The following is a 19,421-nucleotide window of genomic DNA, read 5'->3' on the forward strand; positions in this document are numbered from 1 at the left end:
GCATCACGCCTGCCATGAAGTTGGCGATGGCCACTTAGCTCCACTTCTGGCGACCGCTAGAAGTGGGGGGATTACCCTCATTGCAGTAGCGGAGCTTCTTGAAACAATTGATCGTGGTAAAGAGGTGCTTTTCAGGTTACAGTTCCGCCGAGAATTGTCTCCCGTGATTGAAGATGCGGCGGGACGCTTGAGAGAATTTTCAGAGCGGCTTTATGGCGTCGAATCCGGAGATTATGAGGGGCTCTACGCTGCCGGGCTCACGGATATGCATCTATCTTTAAAATTGGAATCCTTTCAGTCATCGTTGCAGGCGTTTAGGGACACTGCAAGAGAGGACCGACTTGAGGAAACCTTAGAGAAAAGCAAAACCCTCTTGGGCAGCCTTGCAGGTGCGATCCCGGGCTTTGGTTCCTTTGCGCAAGAGCTTATAGAATTTCTTCTCAAAGAGTTAAAGCGACGGCTCTTTGGCCGCCGTTAGCTCGATCGCGCTATAACCTATGACAAGCCTGGACGACCAATTTGACGTCTTCTCAAACACCCTGCGACTGCTTGCGGAACAGGTCGTGGGGCTCAGTTATTTCCTAAGAAAAATAAAGAAGCCGGAAGAGGGCATCTCGAACATCGAGGCAGCTTTCAACAATGTGCTGAGTAGCCTGTATGGGCTCATGTGCGCGTTGAAGAACGCCGGCGCATGTAGTTCGCTTTACGAGTATGAAGCGATTTCCACGTTACTTTGTATACGTCACGTCCTGCAGCATCAACCCGGGCGCGTGAGGAACAACCTGCGCGACTCTTGGGCGAAGAGGGTGCACCCTGATGCGGGGCTACTTCGATTCCCTGTTCTCGCTGATCGCCTTCCTGCGCAACCTTTTTACATCCATATCGGATGGATATGTGACGGTATTGCCGCAAGTAACAACGCGAAACAACGCCCGAGCTTAGCGGCCTTCTGGAATCTAGAAAGGATTCGAGCGGAAGCGGAAAAGGCTGGATTTTCCCTGCAAGTCAGCTACGTTTGTGCCATGAGCTTAGTCCAAGAAGCGGCGAGGACTGTGGTTAGCAACTACAGCGCACACCTTAAAGCGTACGGTGAAGACAGCGAAGTGTATCTAAAGCATTTCGGGGATGTTGCCCCTGTCGACCCCTACAGATTTGCAATCACAGCGCAGAACTAATCCGATTCACAATGAGCATGGATTTCTATCGAAAGCACCTGTCGGGCGTTGCTTGCCGCGTTGCCTCACTACCGTAGCTTGCGAATATGCTTCGTGTGAGTGCTCAAAAACAAAGGCACCTGCAGACGCTCAAGGGTATTTGCCCGCACCATCTGACGTCTAGGGTTGTGTGGTTCAGAGCCGAGACCTGTAGCGAGGCCAGGCCCTCTTGTACCTCGCATGCTAATGGTGCCCCTGGCCGGGATCGAACCGGCACTTGCCGCTTATCTGGCGCTGACGGGATATAAATCCGCTGCTCTACCAATTGAGCTACAGGGGCGTGATCTGTCGGATCACACCCGTATTCGGAAGTAGCAAGGATCGTAGAGTCTTAGCATGAAAGAAGGATAGCACGCTCACATCGCATTGCATCGTTAGTCAATGGATGAGACGCGGACGGACCGGTCTAGAATTTGGGGCATCTGCTACCAATTAGCGGTCGCAGATGCAAAAAGGCCCCGCATGCGGGGCCTTTTTCATGCGCGCAACCACACGCCCGCGCGGCATCAGGCAAGGCCGTGCAGCGCTTACCCGGCAACAACCGGCGCATACCGCATACGCAGATCCTGCCCCAGCTGGCGCACATCCAGCAGCTGCAACGCAGAGCGCTGCGCCATCGTCTCGATTCCTAGCCCGGCCAGCAGCGGCCTGGCAGTATCGCCCAGCAGCACCGGCGCCATGTAGACCAGCAATTCGTCAACCAGCCCGGCCTGCAGCAACGCACCACTCAACGTTGCGCCGGCTTCCACATGCACCTCGTTGATGCCGCGCTCGGCAAGCAACGCCAACACCGCGTCCAGATCGAAACGGCCGGCGTGCAACGGCATCGCAGTGAATTGCGCATCGTCCAGCGACGGCGCGGCCACATCCTCGCCATGCAGATACAGCGTCGGCGCATCGCCCTGACGCATGTTCCTGCACGCCAATGTCCGCAGCCCGGCATCGAGCACCACGCGCAGCGGCGGCACGACCGGCGTGTCGTCGCCCAGCCGCACCGTCATGGATGGGTCATCGGCCAGCACCGTGCTCGCGCCAGTGAGGATCGCACCCGCACGCGCGCGCCAACGCTGCACATCCGCGCGCGCATCGGCACCGGTGATCCACTTGGATTCACCGCTGGCCAGCGCAGTACGTCCATCCAGGCTGGCGCCGAGCTTGACCCGCAGCCACGGCCTGCCCCGCTCCACCCGCGACAGGAATCCCCGGTTGAGCGTGCGCGCCTGTGCCTGCAGGACCCCACTCAGCACCTCGATCCCGGCCTCGCGCAGCAACGCGAACCCGCCACCGTTGACCTGCGGAAACGGGTCGGCCATCGCCGCGACCACACGCGCCACGCCGGCATCGATCAAGGCCAGCGCACAAGGCGGCGTGCGTCCATAGTGAGCACATGGTTCCAGCGTGACGTAAGCAGTGGCGCCCCGCGCCAGCGCGCCGGCCGCGCGCAGCGCAAACACTTCCGCATGCGGGCCGCCGGCACGTTGATGAAAACCCTCGCCCACGCACACGCCGTCGCGCACGATCACGCAGCCCACCATCGGATTGGGGCGCGTGGTGTAGGCGCCACGCTCGGCAAGGCGCAATGCCTGCGCCATCCAGCGATGATCGTCGGCTGTCACGCTCACGGCAGCACCGGTTGGATCTGCATCACCACGATCTGCATCGGCCCCAGCAACAACTCGGCGTGCGCGTGCCAGCCCAGCCGCTGGTAGTACGGCGCCAGTGCTGGCTGGCAATACAGATACAAGGCCGGCACGCCCATGCGCGCGGCCGCCTGCACGCAGTGCGTCACCAGCGCCTCGCCGATGCCCTGCCCGCGCGCTTGCGGCTGCACGTACAGCGACGCCAGCCAAGGCGACCACTGGCGAATACGCGCATCGTCGTTTTCCAGCAGGCTGACCGATCCGAGCCACTGCGCCTGGTCGAGCGCCACCCACGTGGTCGGGATCACGCCGTCGCGGCTGTGGCTGCGCAACTCGCGCAAGGCCTCGTCGAAATTCCAGTCCGGCAACAGGCTGCCGAAGGCCTGCAGGTGCGCCTGCGCGAGGGCCGGCAACAGCTCCGGCGTGTCGGCCACGCAGGCGATGCGCATCGCGCTCACCGCTTGCCGGGCTTGCCGGCGCGTTCCAGCGCCGCTTCCAGCAGCGGCAATTGCTCGATGCCGACCGGGAGCTCGCGCTCGAGCTTTTCGATTTCCTCGCGGAAATCGGCAACATCCTGGAAGCTGCGGTACACCGAGGCAAAGCGCACATAGCCCACATGATCGAGCTTGCGCAGCTCGACCATGACGTACTCGCCCACCCGCAGCGAGCCGACCTCGCGCTCGCCGGACATGCGCAACTGATGCACCACCGCGCGCACCGCCGCTTCGATCTGTTCTTCGGACACCGGGCGCTTTTGCAGCGCGCGGTCGAAACTAGTGCGCAGCTTGCGCGCGTCGAAGGCCTCGCGCCCGCCATCGCTCTTGACCACGGTCGGCAGCTTGAGTTCGATCGTTTCCAGGGTACTGAAACGCTCGCCGCACGCCTCGCACTCACGGCGCCGACGAATCGTCGTGCCGTCTTCGGACACCCGCGAATCGATCACGCGGGTGTCGTTGTGCTGGCAAAAGGGGCAGTGCATCAGGGCGCCGGGATTGGAGAGTGAGGATTAGGGATTGGCAACAGCAGGAGCAAGGACGCGCTTGCCGCGCATCCCCAATCCCGAATCACCAATCCCGGCACCTCAGCCATACACCGGATACTTCTTGCACTGCGCCGTCACCGCGTCGCGGACCTTGGCCAGCACCGCTTCGTCGCTGGGGGCGTCGAGCACGTCAGCGATCCAGTTGGCCAGGTCGATGCTGTCCTGCTCCTTGTAGCCGCGGGTGGTGATCGCCGGGGTGCCCAGGCGCAGGCCGGAGGTGACGAACGGCGAGCGCGGGTCGTTGGGCACCGAGTTCTTGTTGACGGTGATGTGGGCCTTGCCGAGCGCGGCTTCGGCGTCCTTGCCGGAGACATCGCGACCGATCATGTCCACCAGCATCAGGTGATTTTCGGTGCCGCCGGACACGATCTTGTAGCCGCGCGCGATCAGCGTGTTGGCCATCGCCTGCGCGTTCTTCACCACCTGCTGCTGATAGGTCTTGAAGTCCGGCTCCAGTGCTTCCTTGAAGGCAACCGCCTTGGCCGCGATCACGTGCATCAGCGGGCCGCCCTGGATGCCGGGGAACACGATCGACTGCAGCTTCTTCTGCAGCTCTTCACTCGCGCCCTTGGCCACGATGATGCCGCCACGCGGGCCGCGCAGGGTCTTGTGCGTGGTCGAGGTGACCACGTGCGCATGCTCCAGCGGGCTCGGATACACACCGGCGGCGACCAGGCCGGCCACATGCGCCATGTCCACGAACAGATACGCACCGACGCTGTCGGCAATGGCGCGAAAGCGCGCCCAATCGATCTTCTGCGAATACGCCGAGAACCCGGCCACGACCATCTTCGGCGTGTGCTCGGTGGCCAGGCGCTGGACCTCGTCGTAATCGATCAGGCCCTGCTCGTTGACACCGTACTGCACCGCGTTGAACAGCTTGCCGGAGACGTTGACCTTGGCGCCGTGGGTCAGGTGGCCGCCATGGGCCAGGCTCATGCCCAGAATGGTGTCGCCGGGCTGCAGCAGCGCCAGATAGACCGCCTGGTTGGCCTGCGAGCCGCTATGCGGCTGCACGTTCGCATAATCGGCGCCGAACACCTGTTTGATGCGCTCGATCGCCAGCTGCTCGGCAATGTCGACGAACTCGCAACCACCGTAGTAGCGCTTGCCCGGATAGCCTTCGGCGTACTTGTTGGTCAACTGGCTGCCCTGGGCTTCCATCACCAGCGGGCTGCAGTAGTTTTCGCTGGCGATCAGCTCGACGTGATCCTCCTGGCGGCCGGCTTCGGCAGCGATGGCCTGGGCCAGTTCGGGGTCGTAGGTTTCCAGTCGGACGTCGCGCGAGAACATGCAGAGCTCCGGGGCAGCTGTTGCCAGTAGGGGCGCAGATTGTAAGCCCCCACGTGGACAGGTGACCAATTGCGGCGCCGGCGCAGGCCACGCGGGCCTTGGCGCGCCCGGCTTTTGAACGACAAGGGCGCACCGGAGTGCGCCCTTGTGTAAAGCCCTACCCGCTTGCCGGGTCAGGCCGGCCAAGCCATTGCTGAACTTAGTTGTTGAGTACCAGGTCGGCGATCACACCGGTTGCAATGGCCACCAGTAGCAGATTGCCGGTGTTGTCGCGCTGCCACCGGTAGCCATACGGCGGGCGGCGCAGGTTGTAGCGGTCGTAGTCGTTGATCACGTAGACCGGGCCGTGATAGCGCTGGCCGCGGGCCCAGTACGGGCGCGGCGGCGGGCCGGCGCGGTAGTAGTTGGGGCGATCGTAGACATAGACCCGGTTGCGGTCGTAGCGACGGTCCTGATAGCGCGCGTCGCGATAGCCCTCACGGTAGCCATTGCTGTAATAACGGCGGTCCTGGCGCCACTCGCGGCGGTCGGCGCGGCGGTCGTCACGCCATTCGCGGCGGTCATCCCGGCGGTCATTGCGCCAGTCGCCGCGATGATCGCGGTGGCCGTGGTCATGCCCACGGCGGTCGTCGCGGTCCCAATCCCCGGCAAATGCGGCCGGTGCGGCGAAGCCCAGCGCCAAGATGGAGGAAAGCACAACAGTCACGATGCGTTTGCGGTTCATGGGATTGCTCCTGTCTGCGATGTCGCAATTTCATTAAGACGCCAATCGCCTTAACGCATTCTTGCTGGAATCGATTACGAAAACGCCCATTCAGGTGACAGGTAAGCTGCCGTTTAGCTGCCGCATCGCCGCCGCGAGCCAGGCCGCTTGCCCGTATAATCGGCGCAATCCCTTTTCCGCTGCCTCCGGCCCCGGCCGGTGGGCTGCCTGCGTCCACGGAGCACCCATGTCGCAATACATCTACACCATGAACCGCGTCAGCAAGGTGGTCCCGCCCAAGCGGCAGATCATCAAGGACATCTCGCTGAGCTTTTTCCCGGGCGCCAAGATCGGCCTGCTCGGCCTGAACGGCGCCGGCAAGTCCACGGTGCTGAAGATCATGGCCGGCGTGGATATCGATTTCGAGGGCGAAGCCCGTCCGCAGGCCGGCATCAAGGTCGGCTACCTGGCGCAGGAGCCGCAGCTCAACCCCGAGCACACCGTGCGCGAAGCGGTCGAGGAAGGCGTTGGCGACGTGCTGCAGGCACAGGCCGCGCTGGATGCGGTGTACCTGGCCTATGCCGAGGAAGGCGCCGATTTCGACGCGCTGGCCAAGGAACAGGAACGCCTGGAGGCGATCCTGGCCGCCGGTGACGCGCACACCCTGGAAAACCAGCTGGACGTGGCCGCCGATGCGCTGCGCCTGCCGCCCTGGGACGCGGTGGTCGGCAAGCTGTCCGGTGGCGAAAAGCGCCGCGTTGCGCTGTGCCGCCTGCTGCTGCAGAAGCCGGACATGCTGCTGCTCGACGAACCGACCAACCACCTGGACGCCGAGTCGGTGGAGTGGCTGGAACAGTTCCTGGCGCGCTACACCGGCACGGTGGTGGCGGTCACGCATGATCGCTACTTCCTCGACAACGCCGCCGAGTGGATCCTGGAACTGGACCGCGGCCGCGGCATTCCGTGGAAGGGCAACTACACCGACTGGCTGACCCAGAAGGACGAACGCCTCAAGCAGGAAGACAACCAGGAAAAGTCACGCCAGAAGGCGATCCAGAAGGAACTGGAATGGTCGCGCCAGAACGCCAAGGGCGGTCGCACCAAGGGCAAGGCGCGTCTGGCCCGCCTGGAAGAACTGCAGTCGGTGGACTACCAGCGCCGCAACGAGACCAATGAAATCTTCATCCCACCGGGCGAGCGCCTGGGCAATGCGGTGATGGAGTTCAAGAACGTCTCCAAGAAGTTCGGCGACCGCCTGCTGATCGACAACCTGTCGATGATCGTGCCGCCCGGCGCCATCGTCGGCATCATCGGTCCCAACGGTGCCGGTAAGTCGACCCTGTTCAAGATGATCACCGGTGCAGAAAAGCCCGATTCCGGCGAGATCGTGGTCGGCCCGACCGTGCAGCTGTCGTACGTGGACCAGAGCCGCGACAAGCTGGAAGGCAACCACAACGTGTTCCAGGAAATCGCAGGCGGCCTGGACATCCTCAACATCAACGGCGTGGAGATCCAGTCGCGCGCCTACATCGGCCGCTTCAACTTCAAGGGCCAGGACCAGCAGAAGATGGTCGGCTCGCTCTCCGGTGGTGAGCGCGGTCGTCTGCACATGGCCAAGACGCTATTGCAGGGCGGCAACGTGCTGCTGCTCGACGAACCGTCCAACGATCTGGACATCGAAACGCTGCGTGCGCTGGAAGATGCGCTGCTGGAGTTCCCCGGCAATACCTTCGTGATCTCGCATGATCGCTGGTTCCTGGATCGCATCGCCACGCACATCCTGTCGTTCGAAGGCGACTCGCACGTGGAATTCTTCCAGGGCAACTACCGCGAGTACGAAGAAGACAAGCGCCGCCGCATGGGCGATGACGCAGGTCCCAAGCGTCTGCGCTTCAAGGCGCTCAAGTAAGTACCACAAGGGCGCCGCAAGGCGCCCTTGTCACATGCGATGCGGCTGCGCGATTACAGGTCGTAGGACAGCACGTCCTCGAAACCGAAGGTGTCGAAGTTCTCGATCCGCGAGGGATACAGGCGGCCGACCAGATGGTCGTATTCGTGCTGCACCACGCGTGCGTGGAAGCCTTCGGCCTCGCGCTCGATCGGGCTGCCGTCCGGCGCGAAGCCGCGGTAGCGAATGACGCGATAGCGCGGAATGACGGCACGCAGGCCGGGAATGGACAGACACCCCTCCCAGCCGTTTTCCATCTCCTCCGACAGCGGTTCGATCTGCGCATTCGCCAACGCGGTGCGCGGCACCGCTGGTGCGTCGGGATAGCGTTCGCTGGCTTCGAAGCCGAACACCATCAGCTGCAGATCCACCGCGATCTGCGGTGCGGCCAGACCGACGCCGCGCGCATCGTCCATGGTCTCGAACATGTCGGCCACCAGCGTGCGCAGCTCGGCGCTGCCCAGGTTGGTCACCGGTGGCGCCACGCGCAGCAGGCGCTTGTCGCCCATGCGGATAATCTCGCGAATCATCTGACTGCTCCCGGGAAACGTTGCGGCGATTTTAGGACCTGTGCGGTAGGTGGGGGTGAGGTTGGGGATTCGGGAGTCGGGAGTCGGGAGTCGGGAGTCGGGATTGGGGATTGGGAATTAGGGATTAGTAGCTGGGGCGTCAGTGGCGCTGCTTGGCGTTTCGCATCTTGATCTGAGGTGGCTGCGCTTGATGTGGAGCGACTGCGTGTTTCGGGTATCTGTCTCAGCCCGTTACGCGTTGCCCGGCATCGTCCAGCACGCGTTCGCCGTCTTCCTTGACGAAGCCGTGCGTCGCCGGCGGCAGCAGGTCGAGCACCCGTTCGGAGGGGCGGCACAAGCGCGTCCCCGATGCGGTCTGGACAAAGGGTCGGTTGATCAGGATCGGATGCGCGAGCATGGCGCTCAGCAGCGCTACGTCGTCCAGCGCGGGATCGTCGAGCCCCAGTTCCAGATACGGAGTGCCTTTCTGGCGCACGGCCTCGCGGACCGGGATGCCGGCGGCGGCGATCAGGGACTGCAGTGTTTCGCGTGTGGGTGGGTGCTGCAGGTAATCGACGATCTGCGGTTCGATGCCGGTATGACGGATCAGGGCAAGCGTGTTGCGGGAGGTTCCGCAGTCGGGGTTGTGATAGATGACGGCGTGCATGGGGACCTGGTACGCGGAGTGGCTGAAAATATACGGCGCTGCGCCTGCACTCAACGCCCCCTGGCTTCGCTCGTACCCTCATCCGCCCCTGCGGGCAGCTTCTCCCGAGGGGAGAAGGGAGGCGTTCGGCCCAGCCGATTCGCGTCAAGAATCTGGCCAATCCGGTTACCAATCGCCGCTGCACTTTCCGGAAATTCCCCCGGCGCAAGTGCGCCGATGACTGTTTCAGGCTCTCGCTTCGCATTCAGCGGCCTGCATGTCAAAAGATTGACACACATCACGTATTCATGATTCAGTCATGAACAGACTGAAACGGAAGGATTCCCCCGACGCTGGTGTCTGCACGGCGTCCCTTTTCCCTGTTGGACTCAAGGAAACCCCAACGATGATGAGCTTTCGTAAGCCCGGATGGATGCTGTCCGGTGTGCTGTGCGTCGTCTGCCTGCCGGCCGTGGCCGTCGAGCAGGAGGCAGCAACCAGCAGCTCCAAGGTCGGTATCGACCCCGCCACCGGCAAGCTGCGCCCGCTGACCGACGCCGAGAGCGCGGCGCTGGATCAGCAGGCTGCGTCGGCTGCCCGCAGCAGCGCTGCCCGCACCGCGGTTCCGCAGACCGAAGCCGCCGCACGCGCGACCGAGCGACGCCTGCCCAACGGCACCGTGGCGCGCAAGTTGCCGGCCACGCAGATGAGCTCACTGGTAGCGACGCGTCAGGCCGATGGCCGCATCGTCATCGAGCACAACGAAGACGCCGCCACCCAACCCGCCCACGCCGAGCACGGAGCGCTGCCGCATGAATAAGCCCTTGTTGCTGTTGTCTCTGGCCGTGGCTGCGGCCATCGCGCCGCTGCACGCCAGCGCCGCCAACGTCACGCTGATCAATGGCGATGCCGGCACCAGCGTCGGCTTGAACGACCCCACCGCCGCGGCGCCGTTGGGCGGCAACCCGGGGCGCTCGGTCGGCGAGCAGCGTCGCATCGCCTACCAGTACGCGATGGACCTGTGGGGCGCGGTGCTGCAGAGCAATGTCGAGGTCAAGGTATACGCCTCGTTCGCACGGCTGACCTGTACCGCCACCGGCGGCACGCTGGGCCAGGCCGGCCCGAACTGGATCGTCAACGACTTCCCCGGCTCCAAGCCCAATACGCTGTATCCGTCCGCGCTGGGCGATGCGATCGCCGGGCAGGATCTGGTCCCCGATCCCAGCGATCCGGCCGACGTCTTCTCGCAATTCAACGGCGATCTGGGCAAGCCCGACTGCCTGGCCGGCTCGGGCTGGTATCTGGGTCTGGACGGCAAGACGCCCGAAGGCCAGATCAACTTCCTCAACGTGGTGATGCATGAGATTGGCCATGGCCTGGGCGCGGCGGGCTTCCTCAACAAGACCACCGGCGTGCTCGGTTCGGGCAGCGGCCTGACCGACGTCTACACCGCGCAGGCCTTCGACAACGTGCAGAACAAGCGCTTCGACGATCCGGCCATGACCAACGCGTTGCGCGCCGAAGCGATGCGTACACCCGGTCGTACGGTGTGGGCCGGCACCCGCGTCAACCGCGAGGCGGCGCTGATCCTGGATCCGCGCACCCTGTTGCAGGTGAGCGCACCGGCCAGCGCGGCCGGCAAGTTCGAGGTGGGCTTTGCCAGCTTCGGGCCGCTGGCCACGGCGGCCAATTTCCCGGCGCGCGCAGTGGTGACGGTCAATGACGGGGTGGCTGCTGCATCGGCCAGCGACGGCTGCGAAACGCCGTTCGTCAATGCGGCCGAGGTGGCCGGCAAGGTGACGCTGATCGACCGCGGCACCTGCGCGTTCGCGATCAAGGTCAAGAACGCACAGCTCAATGGTGCGGTGGGCGTGATCGTGGCCAATAACGCGGCCGGCGTGCAGACGATGGGCAATGCCGCCCCGCCGATCACCGACATCACCATCCCGGCGATCATGGTCTCGCAGGCCGATGGCGCGCGGCTGAAGAGCAGCACCGCGGTGGTGGCGGCGTTGTACGAAGATCCCGAGCTGTTGCAGGGCACCGACAGCGCAGGCCGCACACGGCTGTACGCGCCCAGCGTGGTGGCCGGTGGTTCGACGTTCTCGCACTTCGATACCGACCTGCAGCCGAACGCGCTGATGGAACCGTTCGATACGCCGGAAGTGCAGGCGCATCTGAACATCGACCTGACCCCGGCACTGTTTGCCGATATCGGCTGGACGCTCAATCGCGGGCTGGCCAAGCTGGGCAGCTGCAATACGCTGGTGCCGACGCTGGAAACCGGCGGGCTGATTCCCGGCGCGAACATCTCGGCCGAAAACAGCCTGTGCAAGGCGCAGAACGCCGGTAACCGCCTGGGTTACCTGACCTGCATGGACGAGCACGCACGCGAGTTGCAGAACCAGGGGGCGATCAGCCGCATTCAACAGGCAGCGGTGTTTGTCTGTGCCACCAAGGTGCGCCCGTAATCCGCAAGATTCACTGCGTGTAATGCGAACGGCGCCGTCAGGCGCCGTTCGTTTATCTGCAATCACCCTATTCAACGCAAGCGGATCGGCTGCCTGCCAGCGCAGGCGTCGCGATTTCGCTTCAGCATCTGCCATTCCCACACGGAGCTCGCTCCCAGCTGCGCGATTGAGCGATGCGCCGCACGGTTGCTGCTGCCTGCTGTGAGCGGCAACGATTTCTCGATGCGGTGCGCCGCGTCAGTCACTGCCGGGCGTGGTCACCCGCGTCCGGCACCGGCGGCAGGCCGAACACATCGCGCAGATAGCGCAGGTAACCCGCGTCTTCGCACATGCTCTTGCCCGGCGAGTCGCTGAGCTTGGCCACCGGCTGCCCATTGCAGCGAACCATCTTGATCACGATCTGCAGCGGCGTCGGCCCCAGGTCGTTGGTGAGGCTGGTGCCCACACCGAACGCCAGCCGGCAGCGCGTATGGAAGTGCGCGTACAGCCGCATCACCTTGTCGATGTTGAGGCCGTCGCTGAACACCAGCACCTTGGTCGCGGGGTCGATGCGGTGTGCCTGCAGGTGGGCGATGACACGCTCGCCCCATTCGAACGGGTCGCCCGAATCATGGCGCATGCCGTCGAACAGCTTGCAGAAATACAGATCGAAATCGCGCAGGAATGCGTCCAGCCCCACCACATCGGACAGGGCGATGCCCAGGTCTCCGCGGTACTCGCGCGCCCATGACTCCAGCGCGGCCACTTGCGAGTCGCGCAGCCGCGGCCCCAGCGCCTGGAACGCCTGCAGGTATTCGTGCGCCATGGTGCCCAGCGGGGTCAGGCCGTAATGCTTGGCGAAGTACACATTGCTGGTGCCGACGAACTGCTCGCCCAGGCCATCGCGCAGCAACGGCAGCAACTCGCCGTGCCAATGCCGCGAATAGCGCCGGCGGGTGCCGTAATCGGCAATCTTGCAGCCCGCCGGCATGCTGCGCAGGCTGCTCACCTTCTCGCGCAGGCGGCTGCGCCCTTCCTCGAAATCCGGCTCGGAGGTGTTGCGGAACCACACCTCGTTGATGATCGCCAGCAACGGCACTTCGAACAGGATGGTATGCAGCCACGGGCCGCGGATGGTCAGCTCGATCTCGCCCGGATGGGTGGTCGATGCCGACAGCTGCAGGTATTTGCGGTCCAGATGGAACAGCGCCAGGAAGTCGGCGAAATCCGGCTTGATGAAGCGCAAGCCGCGCAGATAGGCCACCTCGTCCTCATGCAGCCGCAGCCGGCACAGCGCGTCGATCTCGCGCGAGATCTCGTCGATGAACTGCGCCAGATCCACGCCGGGCGTGCGGCATTTGAAGCGGTACTCGACCTGCGCAGCCGGATGCTGATGCAGCACCGCCTGCATCATGGTGAATTTGTACAGGTCGGTGTCGAGCAGCGAATGGATGATCATGCCGCCGGATTATGCCCGCAGCGGCGATCGCGCTGCGTGCAAGCCAATCGATGCGCCGGGCGATTTAGCTTGGCGCTACCTCGGCAATTGCGCTCGGCACTGTCCCTGCACGATGCCGAGCGCATCGCTCAGCGCGCCAGCACCTGTTGCGCCGGTTTGCCCTGCACGGTGAAGTCGCTGTCGCCCGAGCCACCGGCCTTGGGGTCGGTGTACCAGCACCACAGCGCGATGCCTTCTACGCCGTGCGCCTGCAACACCTTGCGCCACTGCTGCAACACCTGCAGTTGCAGGCGGGTGTCGACGGCAGCGGCGCGTTGTTCCGGGCTTTCCCAGGGTGCGGCCAGGCTGCCGCGTGCAGACCGCAGGCCCAGCTCCGCCACCCACACCGGCTTGCCCAGGCGCTGGCCCAGTTGCTGCAGGCGCTGCGCAGCGGCGTTCATCTCGGCCGTGCGCGTGGCGGCCGCTTCGGACAGACGCGGATACAGGCTGGTGCCCACCGCATCGAACAACGACCAGTAGCGGAAGCTCTCGGCGTGCTCCATGCCGTCGGCCACGTACAGCAGCTTGCCGCGATAGACCTTGCGCACTTCCGCCACCAGGCCGGGCCACTGCGGCGCGTCCTGCAGCTTGCGCAGTTCGGTGCCGATCACCAGCGCTTCGGCGTGCTCGTCTTCGGCCAATCTGGCCAACGGCAGCACCGCGTTCTGATAGGCGGCAAACCAGGCTGCCTGGTCGGTGGGCGCGGTGTCGCCGGCCCAATGCCCGGGAATCCACACGTGCACCTTGAGCGTGGCCTGCAGGCCGGCCTGGTGGCTCTGCCGCAACGCGGCGCGCATGGCCTCCACGTTGCTGTCGCTGCCCAATACCGGGTCATTCGACTGCGGGTTGGCCTGCCACACAAACGCCACCAGCAGCGCCTTGCTGGCGCCGGTCTTGGCCAGCGCATCCAGCGACTGCCCCGCGGCCTCGCTTTCCCACGGCGCATTGGCCGAGACCTTGACGTTGGCGCCCATCCACGTCGATGCGTCCGCGTTGCAGCCGTTGGCCAGCATGCACGCGCCAACCAGAAACGCGGTGCTCAGAACGCGTTGGAACATGCGGCAGATGCCTCGGTGGTGGACGCGGCCGTGGTCCGCGCGCAGTCCATCGCACCGATGGCCGCGGTGTTCTTGCCCGGCCGCACTATCGCAGCAGTGGCAGCATCAGTAGGCACACTGGCGCCGTCAGCGCCCTGCGTGGACGCGGCCACGCCCACGGCGGTCGCCGCGGTCGGCTGAGACTGCGCAGCGTTTGCCGCCGGGGTCGCCGGGCCACTGGTCGGCAACGACACCGGCGCAGTCATGACGAAGGCCTCGCCCTGCAGCAGGGATTGCGCATCGGCAGGCGCCGCACGCATCCAACTGCCCCAGCCCTGCGGCTGTACCCAGGCCGCACCGATCAGGCCCAGCAACAGCAGGCCGGCGGCCTGAGTGCGCTGATCGGCATGCAGTGCGCGCAACAGCAACGCAGCCGGCACCCACAGCAGCAGCAAGGCGTCGAACCCGGCCCAGCCGAAGGCGAACGACAACGCCGCCGCACAGAGGACGGTGCCGGCACTGGCCACCACGCCGCGCGTGAGCGCGCTGCTGCGGCTGCGGGCCAGCAATGCCAGAACCGGGAAGCAGACTACCGCCGCCACGCCCCACCGCACCGCCGACGACCAGCCTTGCGCATGCTCGGCCAGCGGCAACGGCAGCGGATGCGCGCTCTGCCCGATGCTGGACAGCGTCGGCCACGGGGCGTTGAACACGGTCAGATTGACGTAGGCCCACATGCCGACCAGAAACGCGAACGGCAGATAGCACACCAGGTAGAACGAACCCGGCGCCTTGCGCAGCATCTGCGGCGGCATCACCAGCAGCAGCCACGGCGCCACCATCGTCGACAGCGCCAGGGTCTGCAGGTCCAGGCACAGCAGGATGCACAACCAGCCGGCGATGCGCAGATAGGTGAAGGCCTCCACCGGCGTCTGCAGGCGGCGCAAGGTGCGACACAAGCCGTAGAACGCCAGCAGGCCCACCGCCTGGCTTCCGCCTGCGGCGATTGGCAGCAGGAACAGCGGATTGCAGCCCACCAGCACCGTCAGTCCGCTCGCCCAGCCGCGTCCGAACACGCCGGCCAGGTCGCGCCACAGCAGCGACAGGAACAGCGCGTTGGCGGCGACCGCCAGGAACGGCCAGACCTGGAATGGCAGATTCCAGCTATCCAGCCCCAGATTGATCGCCCAGGACAACACACCGGTTGCCGGCAGGCCGTGCGCTGGTGCGATGGCCGGTGCGGCGGAGCCGACCGAATGCAGCAGCAACGGCTGGCTCAGCAGCGACAGGGCCACCACGGCGACCAGAAACGCCGGCAGCCCACTGTGACGACGCGCGACTGCCGACTCACTCTTCGAGTGCGGCGCGGCGCTCGTTTTCCGAATGCTTGCTGATGCCATGAGTGGTCTTCTCCCAGTAGAACGGATTGTGGATCAGCTGCCAGAGGCCCTTGTAAGCGGCGATCGACTGCAGCGCCCAATAGAACGGCACCGTCAGCGCGTAGGGCGCCAGCTTGAAGTAATCGCGTTTGAACGCGGCCACCAGCGTGATGTAGATGAAGAACGCATTGGCCAACAACAGATTGACCAGCGAAATGGTGGCCAGCCACGGCGGGAAGAAACGCTCGAACGCGCTTGTCCCTGTCACTGCCCAGACCACATACAGCGCCCACAGCACCGGCACGCCCAACGCGGTGAAGAAACCGCCGCCGATGAAGAACTGAAAGCCCCAGAAGCCCTTGAACCCGGTGCTGCGATAAAGATGCACCGGATCGCGCATGTGCACCAGCCAGGTCTGCATATAGCCCTTGAGCCAGCGCGAGCGCTGCCGGATCCAGTTGGGAATGCTGACGTTGGCTTCTTCGAACGTGGTGGAGTTGACCACGTTGACGCGGTAGCCGTTCTGGATCAGCCGCACGCCCAGATCGGCGTCTTCGGTGACGTTGTACGGGTCCCACGCGCGCACCTGGCGCAACACATCCAGACGGAAATGGTTGGAGGTGCCGCCCAATGGAATCGGGATGCGCAGGTATTCCAGCGCCGGCAGGTAGAAGTCGAACCAGAGCGTGTACTCCAGCGTGAACATCCGCGTCAGCCAGTTTTCGTCGGCGTTGTAGTAGTTCAACCGCGCCTGGATGCACACCACATCCTTTTCGGCCTTGCGGAACGCCGCCACCACGCGCTTGAGCTGATCGGGCTCGGGCTTGTCTTCGGCGTCGTAGATGGTGAGCAATTCGCCGCGTGCAAAATGCAGCGCGTAGTTGCAGGCCTTGGGCTTGGTCTTGGGTTGCGACGGCGGCACCCGGATGATTTCGAAGAACGCTTCCAGGCCGAGTTTCTTGGCGGCCTCGATGGTGTCGAAATCGTCCGCTTCCAGCACCAGCTTCACGTCGAGCTTGCTGATCGGGTAATCCAGCTTGCGCAGCGCATTGGCCAGGATCGGCAGGACTTCCGGCTCCTTGTACATCGGCACCAGCACGGTGTAGACCGGCAGGTCGTCATCGCGCAATGCGGCCACTTCGTCTTCGGTAACCTTGATGTCGATGCGGTGGCGCGAGCCGAACCACACCAGCAACAGCTTCAATCCGAAGGTCGCCAGAAAGCCCAGCGCCACCAGCACGTTGACGGTGATCAGGGCCGGCACCGGGAACAGCACCATCGCGATCACCAGCACCGCGGCGATTGCCCACAGCGTGAGCTTCTGCCCGCGCGTCACCACCTGGCGCGCCGAATAGGTCGGCGCATGCGCTGCGAGCAGGTTCAGCGCGTTGTCGGTGAGCTGTTCGTCGGCGTAGCGCTGCAGGCTCCAGATGATGTCGAACTTGGCGGTGCCGACAAACCGCACGTCTTCGCCATAGTGCGCACGCGCCCAGGCAAACACCGCCGGGTCGGGGTCGGCCACGGCCAGCACCAGCACGCCGTCTTCGCGACGCCAGGGCAGCAGCAGGCGCTGCGCATAACTTTCCAGATCGCCGGGGGTGAGCAGTTCCGGATCCGGCGGCTGTTGCACCAGGTCGACGAATTCAAGACCGAAGTGCGCGGCAACGATGGCGTAGAACCGCTGCGCCGGCACGCCGCGCTGGGCCAGGATCACATCGCCCAGGCGCGAATTCCAGCGTTGCTGCAACGCCAGCGCAGCGCGCAGTTGTTCGTCGGTGATGACGCCTGCCGTGACCAGCGCACGACCCAACAGACCGCGTTCGCGGCCGATGTCCGGTGCCCGTCCCAGCGCTTCCATTTCGCAGGTGACCGTCATTGTCGTGGCGTCCTTAGAACCGCCACCAGGCAGCCACGAATGGCCCACCTGCAGCAGCGGTGTTGCGGCCCATCACTGGCTGCTGATACCCCACCTGCCACTGGCTGCCGCCCGGCGCGGTGTACAGCGTGGACAACTGCAGCTTCGTGAGGTCGTAGTTGGTGCCGGTGGCAACGAAGCCGACGCCCCCAGCAGAGCCTGGGACGTCAAAATTGTTGCGCCCGTTGCCCAGGCCCTGGATCACGTTGACTTCGCCAAGCAGCAACCAGCTCGGGGTCAGGCTCAGACCGGTAGACGCGTCCACTCGCAGTTCGTCGGAGGCCGCACTGCCGCGCAAGCGTACTGCACCCCCCAGATCAACGTAGCCGTTGCGCCCGCCCAGCGTGTAACCACGCCCACGGCTGTAACGCAGCTCTAGGCCATAGTCGCCCAGGCCCAGCGCAGGATCGGTATTCGCACTGGGATTGTTCGGATGGTAGGTCTTGCTGCGGCCATAAGCCGGGATGCTGACCAATGCCTGCACCGAGCTGCGCCAGACGTCCTCTTGCGCGCTTGGCAGCGCATAGCGCAAGCCAACTTCCTGATCGGCAAGACCGGTCGTGCTGGTGCGGGTCCGGCCATCACCGCCGTAATTGCTGAAACCCACTTCGGTGAAATAGAAGTTGCCGATGAAGCTCAGCTTGTCGGTCAGCCCATGCTCGACGTAGACATTCAACTGGTCCTGGCGGCTACGCCCGTTTCCGTCGAATTGTTGGCCGTCGCCAAACGTCGTGCGGTGATGGCTGTCGTCGAACCAGCCGCGGCCATCGCTATGCAGCGCCTTGACGATCACCAGGGTGTCGCCCTGTGGCTGGGTCCAGGCACCGGCCACGGCAGTACCCGGCAAGGCGGCAATCAGGCAGCTCAGCGCGAGCGCCGACCTTGCGGCTACCGGCACGCGGCGAGGGATGGACTCAAGAGATGAGGGCGAAACAACCGGACTGGACTGCAGCGCGGCGGCGCACGGCAGACGTACCCGCAATTGCGGGTCGTTCTGTAAGGACATTTGCACGATTCCTGATGGGGGACCCGTAAGGGACAGGAAGCTAGTGATTGATCACACTTCGAGGCGAAACGTATCACAGTTATGCCCCGTCACCCATCACTGATTTATCGCAAATTTAACGCTAGCGGACTCATCTCTTTCGTAACAATCTGGGCACCTGGGCGGCGGCATGGGTCCAGATCGCCAGCCATACGCCAAACCGGATGACCAGCCCGCGCTGGCCCGCCTCGAACTTGCGGAAATAGCGCCACAGGCCGCGGTGTTTGTGCCACTCGACAAAGAACGGCCGCGACCGACTGGACACGCCGCGCACGTGCACGACCTGCAAATCATTGGCCACCGCCACCAGCGCGCCGGCCTGGCGCGCACGCCGGCACAGGTCCAGGTCTTCGGCGTGCAGGCGGTAGGCGCCATCCCAGCCGTCGAGCCGCTCGAACAGGCTGCGTTGCATCAGCATCAGTGCTCCGGAGATGGCATCCACCACCTGCAAGGTCGCAGCCGGATCGGCCGGTACCGCCAACTGGGCGGCAGCGCGCGGTGCGCGCAGCATCGCGGCAAAATCCGGATCGCGACGGCGCACCGCCGCATCCGGCTGCCCCTGCTCGTCCACCTGCTCCACGCCCAACAGCACCGCCGCGTGCCCGGCCGCGCGTGCGCACAGCTGCACCAACGTGTCGCGCTCGACCATCAGGTCCGGGTTGATGAACACCAGCCAGGGCGCCTGCGAGTCGCGCGCGCCCTGATTGCAGGCCGTCGCAAAGCCGGGGTTGTCCGGATTGGCGATGAAGTGCAAGCGTGGGTCGGCCAAGGCGTGCCGCTGCACGACCTCCAGGGTGTCGTCGCTGGAGGCGTTGTCGACCACCCGGATCTCGCTGATGCCCTCGGCCACGCGCAGCCGCGACAGGCATGCATCGATGGTGCTGCTGCTCTGATAGGTGACGACGACGGCGGCGATCTGGACACGAGTCATCGGGCCATTATCCGGTGCCGAGGCAGCGCAGCGCCATCATGCAGATGCCAGCCTCCACATGACGGCTGGCAGCAGCAGCAGGCATACTGCGCGCCCGGAGCCGCCCAGCGGTCTTCTGCAGGCGCCGCCCACGGCGCACCCCCACATTTAGTGTCGAGATGACGGCCAGCG

18 protein-coding genes and 1 tRNA gene are annotated in these 19,421 nt (G+C 64.5%); 5 read left to right on the plus strand and 14 right to left on the minus strand.

What is annotated here, in order from left to right:
• Together LL972_RS12820 and LL972_RS12825 are read left to right on the plus strand one after the other, a co-directional pair.
• Positions 1-478: hypothetical protein (locus LL972_RS12820; RefSeq protein ID WP_228327924.1), on the plus strand; the 478-nt coding region annotated here is incomplete at its 5' end.
• 19 nt (positions 479-497) lie between these two features.
• Positions 498-1,175 carry a hypothetical protein gene (locus LL972_RS12825; RefSeq protein ID WP_228327925.1) on the plus strand — a complete coding sequence of 226 codons (678 nt, stop codon included), beginning with the start codon at positions 498-500 and terminating at the stop codon, positions 1,173-1,175.
• 226 nt (positions 1,176-1,401) lie between these two features.
• Here LL972_RS12825 and LL972_RS12830 read toward each other — a convergent pair.
• The 6 genes from LL972_RS12830 to LL972_RS12855 all read right to left on the minus strand — a co-directional run bounded on the left by LL972_RS12830 (position 1,402) and on the right by LL972_RS12855 (position 5,913).
• Positions 1,402-1,494: transfer RNA gene (locus LL972_RS12830), tRNA-Ile, on the minus strand.
• Between the two features lie 247 nt (positions 1,495-1,741).
• On the minus strand, positions 1,742-2,836 hold the full coding sequence (ribD, locus tag LL972_RS12835) for a bifunctional diaminohydroxyphosphoribosylaminopyrimidine deaminase/5-amino-6-(5-phosphoribosylamino)uracil reductase RibD (protein WP_323134217.1): 1,095 nt from the start codon (positions 2,834-2,836) through the stop codon (positions 1,742-1,744).
• On the minus strand, positions 2,833-3,312 hold the full coding sequence (locus LL972_RS12840; RefSeq protein ID WP_228327926.1) for a GNAT family N-acetyltransferase: 480 nt from the start codon (positions 3,310-3,312) through the stop codon (positions 2,833-2,835). Before LL972_RS12840 ends, ribD begins: the two co-directional genes overlap by 4 nt.
• Positions 3,309-3,833 (minus strand): transcriptional regulator NrdR, encoded by a 525-nt coding sequence (nrdR, locus tag LL972_RS12845; RefSeq protein WP_006453216.1) that lies wholly within the window; start codon positions 3,831-3,833, stop codon positions 3,309-3,311. The genes LL972_RS12840 and nrdR overlap by 4 nt, the downstream gene beginning before the upstream one ends.
• 102 nt (positions 3,834-3,935) lie before the next feature.
• Positions 3,936-5,189: a serine hydroxymethyltransferase gene (glyA, locus tag LL972_RS12850; RefSeq protein ID WP_104649428.1), complete on the minus strand. Its 1,254-nt coding sequence runs from the start codon at positions 5,187-5,189 to the stop codon at positions 3,936-3,938.
• Positions 5,190-5,388: 199 nt separating this feature from the next.
• Positions 5,389-5,913, minus strand: a complete 525-nt coding sequence (locus LL972_RS12855; protein WP_104585544.1) for an RcnB family protein — start codon at positions 5,911-5,913, stop codon at positions 5,389-5,391.
• A gap of 226 nt (positions 5,914-6,139) precedes the next feature.
• On the opposite strand from LL972_RS12855, the gene ettA reads away from it, so the two are divergent.
• Positions 6,140-7,801: an energy-dependent translational throttle protein EttA gene (gene ettA / locus LL972_RS12860; RefSeq protein WP_228327927.1), complete on the plus strand. Its 1,662-nt coding sequence runs from the start codon at positions 6,140-6,142 to the stop codon at positions 7,799-7,801.
• 53 nt (positions 7,802-7,854) lie between these two features.
• On the opposite strand, the gene def is transcribed toward ettA, so the two are convergent.
• Together def and arsC are read right to left on the minus strand one after the other, a co-directional pair.
• A complete protein-coding gene (gene def / locus LL972_RS12865) occupies positions 7,855-8,370 on the minus strand; it encodes a peptide deformylase (protein ID WP_228327928.1) in 516 nt (171 codons plus the stop codon).
• Positions 8,371-8,593: 223 nt separating this feature from the next.
• Positions 8,594-9,016, minus strand: a complete 423-nt coding sequence (arsC, locus tag LL972_RS12870; protein ID WP_228327929.1) for an arsenate reductase (glutaredoxin) — start codon at positions 9,014-9,016, stop codon at positions 8,594-8,596.
• A 385-nt stretch (positions 9,017-9,401) separates the two neighbouring features.
• Here arsC and LL972_RS12875 point away from each other — a divergent pair, with 385 nt between their 5' ends.
• Positions 9,402-9,815, plus strand: coding sequence for a post-PEP-CTERM-1 domain-containing protein (locus LL972_RS12875; protein WP_228327930.1), 414 nt, complete (start codon positions 9,402-9,404; stop codon positions 9,813-9,815).
• Positions 9,808-11,466, plus strand: coding sequence for a PA domain-containing protein (locus tag LL972_RS12880; RefSeq protein ID WP_228327931.1), 1,659 nt, complete (start codon positions 9,808-9,810; stop codon positions 11,464-11,466). Before LL972_RS12875 ends, LL972_RS12880 begins: the two co-directional genes overlap by 8 nt.
• Positions 11,467-11,707: 241 nt before the next feature.
• On the opposite strand, the gene pncB is transcribed toward LL972_RS12880, so the two are convergent.
• The 6 genes from pncB to LL972_RS12910 all read right to left on the minus strand — a co-directional run bounded on the left by pncB (position 11,708) and on the right by LL972_RS12910 (position 19,250).
• A complete protein-coding gene (pncB, locus tag LL972_RS12885; protein ID WP_228327932.1) occupies positions 11,708-12,904 on the minus strand; it encodes a nicotinate phosphoribosyltransferase in 1,197 nt (398 codons plus the stop codon).
• Positions 12,905-13,032: 128 nt separating this feature from the next.
• Positions 13,033-14,001: a glycoside hydrolase family 113 gene (locus LL972_RS12890; protein WP_228327933.1), complete on the minus strand. Its 969-nt coding sequence runs from the start codon at positions 13,999-14,001 to the stop codon at positions 13,033-13,035.
• Complete coding sequence (locus LL972_RS12895) at positions 13,983-15,278, minus strand: hypothetical protein (RefSeq protein ID WP_228327959.1); 1,296 nt, start codon at positions 15,276-15,278, stop codon at positions 13,983-13,985. The genes LL972_RS12890 and LL972_RS12895 overlap by 19 nt, the downstream gene beginning before the upstream one ends.
• Positions 15,279-15,327: 49 nt before the next feature.
• Positions 15,328-17,235 carry a glycosyltransferase family 2 protein gene (locus LL972_RS12900; RefSeq protein ID WP_228327934.1) on the minus strand — a complete coding sequence of 636 codons (1,908 nt, stop codon included), beginning with the start codon at positions 17,233-17,235 and terminating at the stop codon, positions 15,328-15,330.
• A 13-nt stretch (positions 17,236-17,248) separates the two neighbouring features.
• Positions 17,249-18,280: a hypothetical protein gene (locus LL972_RS12905; protein ID WP_228327935.1), complete on the minus strand. Its 1,032-nt coding sequence runs from the start codon at positions 18,278-18,280 to the stop codon at positions 17,249-17,251.
• A 130-nt stretch (positions 18,281-18,410) separates the two neighbouring features.
• Positions 18,411-19,250 carry a glycosyltransferase family 2 protein gene (locus LL972_RS12910; protein ID WP_228327936.1) on the minus strand — a complete coding sequence of 280 codons (840 nt, stop codon included), beginning with the start codon at positions 19,248-19,250 and terminating at the stop codon, positions 18,411-18,413.
• Between the last annotated feature and the right edge of the window lie 171 nt (positions 19,251-19,421).

The organism is Xanthomonas campestris pv. asclepiadis, assembly GCF_020784175.1.
Classification (GTDB): domain Bacteria; phylum Pseudomonadota; class Gammaproteobacteria; order Xanthomonadales; family Xanthomonadaceae; genus Xanthomonas; species Xanthomonas campestris_D.

Coding starts and splice junctions, on each gene's coding strand:
- LL972_RS12855 (WP_104585544.1), bottom strand. CDS start 5,913: ATGAACCGCAAACGCATCGTGACTGTTGTGCTTTCCTCCATCTTGGCG.
- ettA (WP_228327927.1), top strand. CDS start 6,140: ATGTCGCAATACATCTACACCATGAACCGCGTCAGCAAGGTGGTCCCG.
- nrdR (WP_006453216.1), bottom strand. CDS start 3,833: ATGCACTGCCCCTTTTGCCAGCACAACGACACCCGCGTGATCGATTCG.
- LL972_RS12890 (WP_228327933.1), bottom strand. CDS start 14,001: ATGTTCCAACGCGTTCTGAGCACCGCGTTTCTGGTTGGCGCGTGCATG.
- LL972_RS12880 (WP_228327931.1), top strand. CDS start 9,808: ATGAATAAGCCCTTGTTGCTGTTGTCTCTGGCCGTGGCTGCGGCCATC.
- def (WP_228327928.1), bottom strand. CDS start 8,370: ATGATTCGCGAGATTATCCGCATGGGCGACAAGCGCCTGCTGCGCGTG.
- LL972_RS12900 (WP_228327934.1), bottom strand. CDS start 17,235: ATGACGGTCACCTGCGAAATGGAAGCGCTGGGACGGGCACCGGACATC.
- pncB (WP_228327932.1), bottom strand. CDS start 12,904: ATGATCATCCATTCGCTGCTCGACACCGACCTGTACAAATTCACCATG.
- LL972_RS12875 (WP_228327930.1), top strand. CDS start 9,402: ATGATGAGCTTTCGTAAGCCCGGATGGATGCTGTCCGGTGTGCTGTGC.
- LL972_RS12905 (WP_228327935.1), bottom strand. CDS start 18,280: ATGTCCTTACAGAACGACCCGCAATTGCGGGTACGTCTGCCGTGCGCC.
- LL972_RS12910 (WP_228327936.1), bottom strand. CDS start 19,250: ATGACTCGTGTCCAGATCGCCGCCGTCGTCGTCACCTATCAGAGCAGC.
- arsC (WP_228327929.1), bottom strand. CDS start 9,016: ATGCACGCCGTCATCTATCACAACCCCGACTGCGGAACCTCCCGCAAC.
- LL972_RS12825 (WP_228327925.1), top strand. CDS start 498: ATGACAAGCCTGGACGACCAATTTGACGTCTTCTCAAACACCCTGCGA.
- glyA (WP_104649428.1), bottom strand. CDS start 5,189: ATGTTCTCGCGCGACGTCCGACTGGAAACCTACGACCCCGAACTGGCC.